Origin of the sequence: Limnobacter sp. (genome assembly GCF_036846585.1) — a bacterium.
Classification (GTDB): domain Bacteria; phylum Pseudomonadota; class Gammaproteobacteria; order Burkholderiales; family Burkholderiaceae_B; genus Limnobacter.
The window spans coordinates 1-6,614 of record NZ_DAIUBR010000028.1 but is presented as its reverse complement, the minus strand read 5'-3'; the positions used below and the strand labels follow the sequence as shown (position 1 = coordinate 6,614).

8 protein-coding genes are annotated in these 6,614 nt (G+C 52.8%); 5 read left to right on the top strand and 3 right to left on the bottom strand.

Annotation, left to right across the window (positions count from 1 at the left end; genetic code table 11):
• A partial coding sequence (locus tag V7028_RS12050) for a class I tRNA ligase family protein (RefSeq protein WP_334120333.1) occupies positions 1 to 498 on the bottom strand: 498 nt, incomplete at its 3' end.
• A gap of 190 nt (positions 499 to 688) precedes the next feature.
• Between V7028_RS12050 and V7028_RS12045 the strand changes: the two genes are divergently transcribed.
• From V7028_RS12045 to V7028_RS12030, 4 genes are all read left to right on the top strand, one after another.
• Positions 689 to 1,807 carry a L,D-transpeptidase Cds6 family protein gene (locus V7028_RS12045; protein WP_334120332.1) on the top strand — a complete coding sequence of 373 codons (1,119 nt, stop codon included), beginning with the start codon at positions 689 to 691 and terminating at the stop codon, positions 1,805 to 1,807.
• A complete protein-coding gene (locus tag V7028_RS12040; RefSeq protein ID WP_334120331.1) occupies positions 1,808 to 3,103 on the top strand; it encodes a L,D-transpeptidase family protein in 1,296 nt (431 codons plus the stop codon).
• A 122-nt stretch (positions 3,104 to 3,225) separates the two neighbouring features.
• Positions 3,226 to 3,717, top strand: a complete 492-nt coding sequence (locus V7028_RS12035) for a peptidylprolyl isomerase (RefSeq protein WP_334120330.1) — start codon at positions 3,226 to 3,228, stop codon at positions 3,715 to 3,717.
• Between the two features lie 28 nt (positions 3,718 to 3,745).
• Positions 3,746 to 4,573, top strand: coding sequence for a UDP-2,3-diacylglucosamine diphosphatase (locus V7028_RS12030; protein WP_334120329.1), 828 nt, complete (start codon positions 3,746 to 3,748; stop codon positions 4,571 to 4,573).
• A 15-nt stretch (positions 4,574 to 4,588) separates the two neighbouring features.
• Here V7028_RS12030 and cysE read toward each other — a convergent pair whose 3' ends face one another.
• On the bottom strand, positions 4,589 to 5,356 hold the full coding sequence (cysE, locus tag V7028_RS12025; protein WP_334120328.1) for a serine O-acetyltransferase: 768 nt from the start codon (positions 5,354 to 5,356) through the stop codon (positions 4,589 to 4,591).
• Between the two features lie 75 nt (positions 5,357 to 5,431).
• A complete protein-coding gene (locus V7028_RS12020) occupies positions 5,432 to 6,238 on the bottom strand; it encodes an RNA methyltransferase (RefSeq protein WP_334120327.1) in 807 nt (268 codons plus the stop codon).
• A 43-nt stretch (positions 6,239 to 6,281) separates the two neighbouring features.
• Between V7028_RS12020 and V7028_RS12015 the strand changes: the two genes are divergently transcribed.
• The coding region (locus V7028_RS12015; protein ID WP_334120326.1) for an inositol monophosphatase family protein at positions 6,282 to 6,614 on the top strand (333 nt) is incomplete at its 3' end.

Sequence of the window (6,614 nt, the reverse complement as noted above, 5' to 3'; positions counted from 1 at the left end):
CAATTCATCCAGGCTTTTGCCCGACAGGCGACCATACTCAGGAAACGAACGCACGGCAAAATTCACGTCGCCTGAATCGTCGCGGTATGCAAGCCGCTTGTTCATCAGGGTATGAATCATTTCCTGCATTTCTGCCACATAGTCTGTGGCACGTGGCTCGTGGTCGGGCCGCTCAATGCCCAAGGCATCGGCGTCTTCGTGCATGGCCGCAATGAAGCGGTCGGTCAACGAACGAATGCTTTCACCGTTCTCAACTGCACGGCGAATGATTTTGTCGTCAATGTCGGTGATGTTGCGCACGTAGGTCACCGGATAACCCGATGCACGCAGCCAGCGCTTGAGCAAATCGAACACCACCATGACACGGGCATGCCCAAGATGGCAATAGTCATAGACTGTCATGCCGCATACGTACATTCGTACGTTCTGTGGATCAAGGGGCAAAAAAGCCTGCTTTTTCCTTAGAATTGAATTGTAGATTTGGAGAGACGATTTCATTGGGCTCAGAAAAAAGCGGATTCAGCCGGTCAGAACGGTAGAATCTGATACAGGAATGGTCAGGAACCCTGATTCAGAAGCCAACCCGCTCTGGGGCTTGTTACAATAGCGCTTGAGTATAACATTACGCATGATCGAGTTTTTCCCAAACAATCAGATGAAACGGGTAACCCCGCAAAGGCGCAATCGAATGCAGGCAAAAGAAACAATCACGTCGTTTGGCAGTGGCAAATTCACCAAAAGCAAATATGCATTGCTTTGCGCGCTCATCGGGCTCGCATTTGCGGGCGCACCAAGCCATGCCGACGAAGCAGATGAAGTATCCAAACTCATTCAAAACAGTCAGTTTGAGCAGGCCCAGGCGCGGGCAGATGCCTTTTTGGCCAACCGCCCCAACGACGCACAAATGCGATTTTTGAAAGGCCTGATCCTGACCGAACGCAATAAAACCGCAGAGGCAATCACTGTTTTTACCAAACTGACTGAAGACTTCCCGGAATTGCCCGAGCCATACAACAACCTGGCCGTGCTGTATGCCGGTCGGGGTGAATATGAAAAAGCCCGTGAATCACTGGAAATGGCCATTCGCACGCACCCCAGCTACGCCACTGCCCATGAAAACCTGGGCGATGTGTATGCCAAGCTGGCTAGCCAATCCTATGACAAAGCCCTGCAACTGGATGGCCGCAATTCAACCGCACAAACAAAATTGTCGCTGGTTCGCAACCTGATTGCCGGCAAACCCGACACGGTTGCGGTGGCGGCAGCCGCACCAGCAGTTGCACCGGCCAAAAAGCCAGCGCCAGCCGAACCCAAACCACCCGTGATCCAAGAAGAACCCAAAGCCGCACCGCCTGTTGTTCAAAGCCCACCACCAGTGGTGGTTGCTCCCCCTGCGCCCGCTGTTGCACCTGCGGTACCAGCCATTACGGCAAGCAAGCCCGCAGACCCCAAGCCCAATTCAATTGGCATGGACAGCGCGGTGTTGAACGCAGTTGAAGCCTGGGCCAAAGCCTGGACAGACCAGGACATGGCCGGTTACCTGGGCGCTTACAGCAAAGAATTCGAGACCCCCGGCAAGATGAACCGGACCAACTGGGAAAAAATGCGCGAGCAACGCATCGTGGGCAAAGAGACCATTCGCGTTGTGGTTGAAAACCCGTTGATCACCATTTCCGGCAACGAAGCTGTTGTTAAATTCAAACAAAGTTATTTCTCCAACCGCCTCAACAATGTGTCCAACAAAACATTGACCATGAAGCAGGAAGGCGGCACCTGGAAAATCACAAGCGAGAGGGTGGGCGGTTAAATGTTGTCAAGAAACTGGCTCCATGTTGCACTGAGGGGATTGCGCATTGGCGCGCCCCTGGTGTTCTGGATATTCACGGCGGCCCCGTCTTTCGTGAATTCCGGACAACAGGAATCATTTGACCTGGCCGCATACAGCAGCCCGAAAAGCGGCTCGAATTCATTGGCAGGCACGCTGTTTGAGCAGGCCAGTTACGAACCCGTGATCGACAAGGCCGTGGAGGACATTTACATCGCTTTGAGCAATCACGAGTTGAACAGGGCGCTTGACCTGAGCAACCGCCTGCTTGCCGAATTTCCCAACTTCTTCCTGGGGCACATGCTCAAGGGCGATATTTTGTCGCTGAAGGCTGGCCGACCTTTGAACGATATCGGTGACATGCCCAATGTCCCAGCCGCCAAGAAAGAAGAACTTGCCGAACTGCGAGAAGAAGCCGTTGCACGTTTCAAGGCAGTCAAAGACCGTCCGCAACGCGACTTGCTGCCCGCCGAGCTGGTGCAACTGAACAGCGACCAGCGTTATGTCATTTTGGTCGACACCACACGGTCGCGCCTGTTCCTCTACGAGAACGCATTTCCGCAACCCCGCCTGGTGACCGATTTTTATGTGTCCCAAGGTAAAATGGGGGCCGTGAAAGTTCGCGAGGGCGACAAGCGCACACCGATTGGCGTATACACCATCACTGAATTGCTGCCCAAGGAAAAACTGACCGATTTCTACGGCCCGATTGCCCTGCCAATCGACTACCCCAATTCCTGGGACAAACGTTTGGGCAAAACCGGCTATGGCATCTGGTTGCACGGCATGCCTAAAACCTACGTCAGCCGCCCACCCAAAGCCAGCGATGGCTGCGTGGTATTGGCCAACCAGGATTTGCTGGCCCTAAAAAAGTTTGTCGACATTGGCAACACCCAGGTGGTGATCAGTGAACGGCTTGATTTCGTGCCTGTGGATGTGTGGCAAAGCCACCGCAAGGCTGCGCTGCGCATGGTCGACACTTGGAAAAAAGACCTTGAAAACGGTTTTTCGAAAGGCATTTACCACTATGCAAGCGATGTGAAAATCGATGGCCAGGGCCTGGTTGAGTGGCAACAAAAAAACCAGATTGCCAGCAAATCATTTGGCAAAATCACCATCGACGACCTCACCGTGATGCGCTATCCCAGTGACAAAGACATGATGCTGGTTTCCTTCAAACAGGAAGACAAATTGTCAGGCGAAATCCTCAAGCAACAGTACTGGATGAAGGTTGGTACGCGCTGGCAAATTGTCCAGGAAGATACTCGTAAACTGTAAGGAATTTGTCTGTGACTCAAAGCAAACGTGTTTTCCTCAAATGGTCGATGTTCTCGGCGATTGCTGTTAGCATCGGTAATTCTTTAATCCCCACTGCGTTTGCAAAAACGAAAAAACGAACCATGGTCAAACTTAAAACGAATTTTGGCGACATCACTATCGCCCTGGACGCCGAAAAGGCCCCTGCCACCGTAGCGAATTTTCTTGAGTACGCAAAAAGCGGCTACTACACCAACACCATTTTTCACCGCGTCATCAGCGGCTTCATGGTTCAAGGCGGCGGCTTCGAGCCAGGCATGAAACAAAAGCCCACCAAAGACCCCGTGAAAAACGAAGCCGACAACGGCCTGAAAAACGAGAAGTACACCGTTGCCATGGCCCGTACAAACGACCCCCATTCAGCCACGGCACAGTTTTTCATCAACGTTGAAAACAACGAGTTTTTGAACTTCAAAAGCCCGACACCACAGGGCTGGGGCTACTGCGTGTTCGGCCAAGTTACCGAAGGCAAAGACATCGTTGACAAAATTGTTGGAGTGAAAACCGGCTCCAAAGGTTTTCATCAAGATGTTCCTGTTGAAGACGTGATCATTCAGGGCGTCGAAGTACTTTAAGCAGTTAAAAAAACCGTCAGGTGCGAAGTTGATCGAAATCCCCAAGCAAGGCGCTGCGTTTTTTGCATCAGACCTGCATCTGTCGGAAGAAACGCCAAAAACACTGGAAGCTTTCGAAAGCTGGCTTGCCAGTGTTGCGCAAGTTGATTCACTTGTATTTCTGCTGGGTGACGTGTTTGAGGTGTGGTACGGCGACGACTACAGCGACCCAACTACAGAGCGCGTGGCCCAGGCCATACAAAGCGCGCATGCCGCTGGCGCCAAGGTTTATTTCATGCACGGCAACCGCGATTTTCTGCTGGGTGAAACTTTTGCCGAAACAGCGGAATTCGAAATTATTCCAGACCCCGAATTTCTCCTGGTCAACCACAAAGTGGTGCTGATTACACACGGGGATCAACTGTGCACAGACGACAAGACCTACCAAAAATTCCGCCAGCAAAGCCGAAACGAAAAGTGGCAACGCAACTTGCTGGCATTGCCTTTGGACAAGCGAATCGAAATGGCCAAGGCCATTCGCAGCGAAAGCAAAATACACAAGGCTAACAGTGCCCTGGACATCATGGATGCCAACCTTCAAGCCGTGGCTGAAACCTTCAAAGGCAATTGGCCCGATGGGTATTACGTGGGCAGAAGCGATGCAATCCTGCACGGGCACACCCACCGCTGTGCCATTCATGAGCAACTGGATACACCCGCAGTAAAAACCCCGGAGAGCGCAGAAGGCACACTGAGCCATGGCCTTCGCATTGTGCTTCCAGACTGGAATTTCGACCACCCAGAAAAAAACCGCCCCAAGGGCGGCTTTTTGAAACTTGACCCCAGCGGCGATTACACCCTGAACCTATTTAACTGATTCCCGCTCAACTGATTAATTGTCCACAAGTTTGTTCAAGGCTTTCAGTTCTTCACAGTCTGTAGAATCGCCTTGATCTGCCGCAGACTTGCCTTTGTTAAGCAACTTTTCCAGTTGCTCAATACGCTGCTGCTGGGCAATGGCCTGATCGATCAAACCATGCATGGCCTTGATCAACGGGTCATCACCATTCTTGGAAACCCCATAGGCGGCAAACTCTTCCCGGGTTTTGGCGGCACCCGTCAATGGTATTTCACGCGCTGCGCTGTCTTCTTTCAAAATCATGCGCGCGGGGTTGCCCACGGCCGTTGCACCCGCAGGCACAGGCTTGGTCACCACCGAATTCGATCCAATCTTTGCGCCTTCACCCACCACAAAAGGCCCCAATACTTTGGCACCCGCCCCCACCACAACACCCTTCTCCAGGGTGGGGTGGCGCTTGCCTTTTTCAAGGGAGGTACCGCCCAACGTCACGCCTTGGTAAATGGTCACGTCATCATGAATTTCCGCTGTTTCACCAATTACCACACCCATGCCGTGGTCAATAAAAACACGTCGGCCAACCGATGCACCGGGATGAATTTCAATGCCGGTGAAAAAGCGCCCCAAATGCGACAGGAAACGCGCAAGCGTGGTCAGGCCCGCCCGCCAGGACCGGTTGGCCAAACGGTGCCAGATCAAGGCATGTAAACCGGGATAGCACAAAAACACCTCCACACGGTTTTTGGCCGCGGGGTCTTTTTTCAAAACGGTATCAATGTCTTCTTGTAGTCGAATCCACATGCGAGGAAGCCCTGATGTTATCAATGCCCGCGCACACGCGCCAAAGGCCGGTCGCCGAAGTGTATCACGGCTGAATCAAGGCTTCTTGCGCTCGAATTCATGCGGATACAGGCGATTGTCTACCACCCGGATCACGTCTGAAAAAAAGCCGCGCAACATGTCTACCTCTTCCTGCTCCAGGGGGGTTTTCGCCAGCATGCGGGCCAACCGTTGCACCACCTTCTTGGGCTTGTCTGGATTGATAAAATCAACAGCCTCCATGGCCTGTAGCCAATGGGTTTGCAAATCAGCAACAGCCTTCACACTGGCGAGTTTTTCGCCCTTGCCCAAATTGGCGGACAAAGAATTCGCCACGGCATCGGGCAAGCCATTGGCCCACTCGATGCGCAAGGCATAGGCCACAATTTGCACGGCTTGCGACAAGTTCAGCGAACTGTAAACCGGGTTGGCCGCAATGGTGACCTGCCGGTTGCACACCAGCAGTTCATCATTGCTTAAACCTGTTCGCTCGGCACCGAACACAAACGCCGCACCCACCCCACTTTCCGTTAAATTCAAGGCCTCTCGTGCAGCCTCTTGTGGGCTTTGCAGGCTCGGCCCCAAATCACGCAATCGGGCCGACAAGGCAAATGCAACACTTCGATCGGCCAAAGCATTGGGCAGCGTGTGGTAAATGCGGGCACTTTCCAGCACATCGACTGCGCCGCTGGCCAAAGAAATGGCTTCTTCCGCACTGCAAATGTCAATAGTTTTAGGCGCCACCAGGCGCAAATCGCTCAAGCCCATGGTTTTCATGGCACGCGCCACCGAGCCCACATTGCCCGGATGACTTGTTTTTACAAGAACTATCGAGATGGATTCAAGGGAAACGGCTGCTGTCATCTATAATGTCGGGTTAAACGTATTCAAATTGAAAGGAAAGGCCATGCATCCGATGTTGAACGTGGCGGTGAAAGCCGCTCGCGCTGCGGGAAAAATCATCAACCGAGCAGAACTTGACCTCGATCAGGTAAAAATCGGGGTCAAAGGCCCCAACGATTTCGTCACCGAAACCGACCAGGCCGCTGAAAGTACAATCATCGAAGTGCTCAAGCAAGCCTTTCCCGATCACGCCATTCTAGCCGAGGAAAGTGGCGCTTCCGGCAAATCTGATTACGAGTGGGTCATTGATCCAATCGACGGCACGGCCAACTTCATCCACGGCTACCCGCACTATGCCATTTCCATCGCCTTGCGCGTAAACGGCAACGTGCAACAG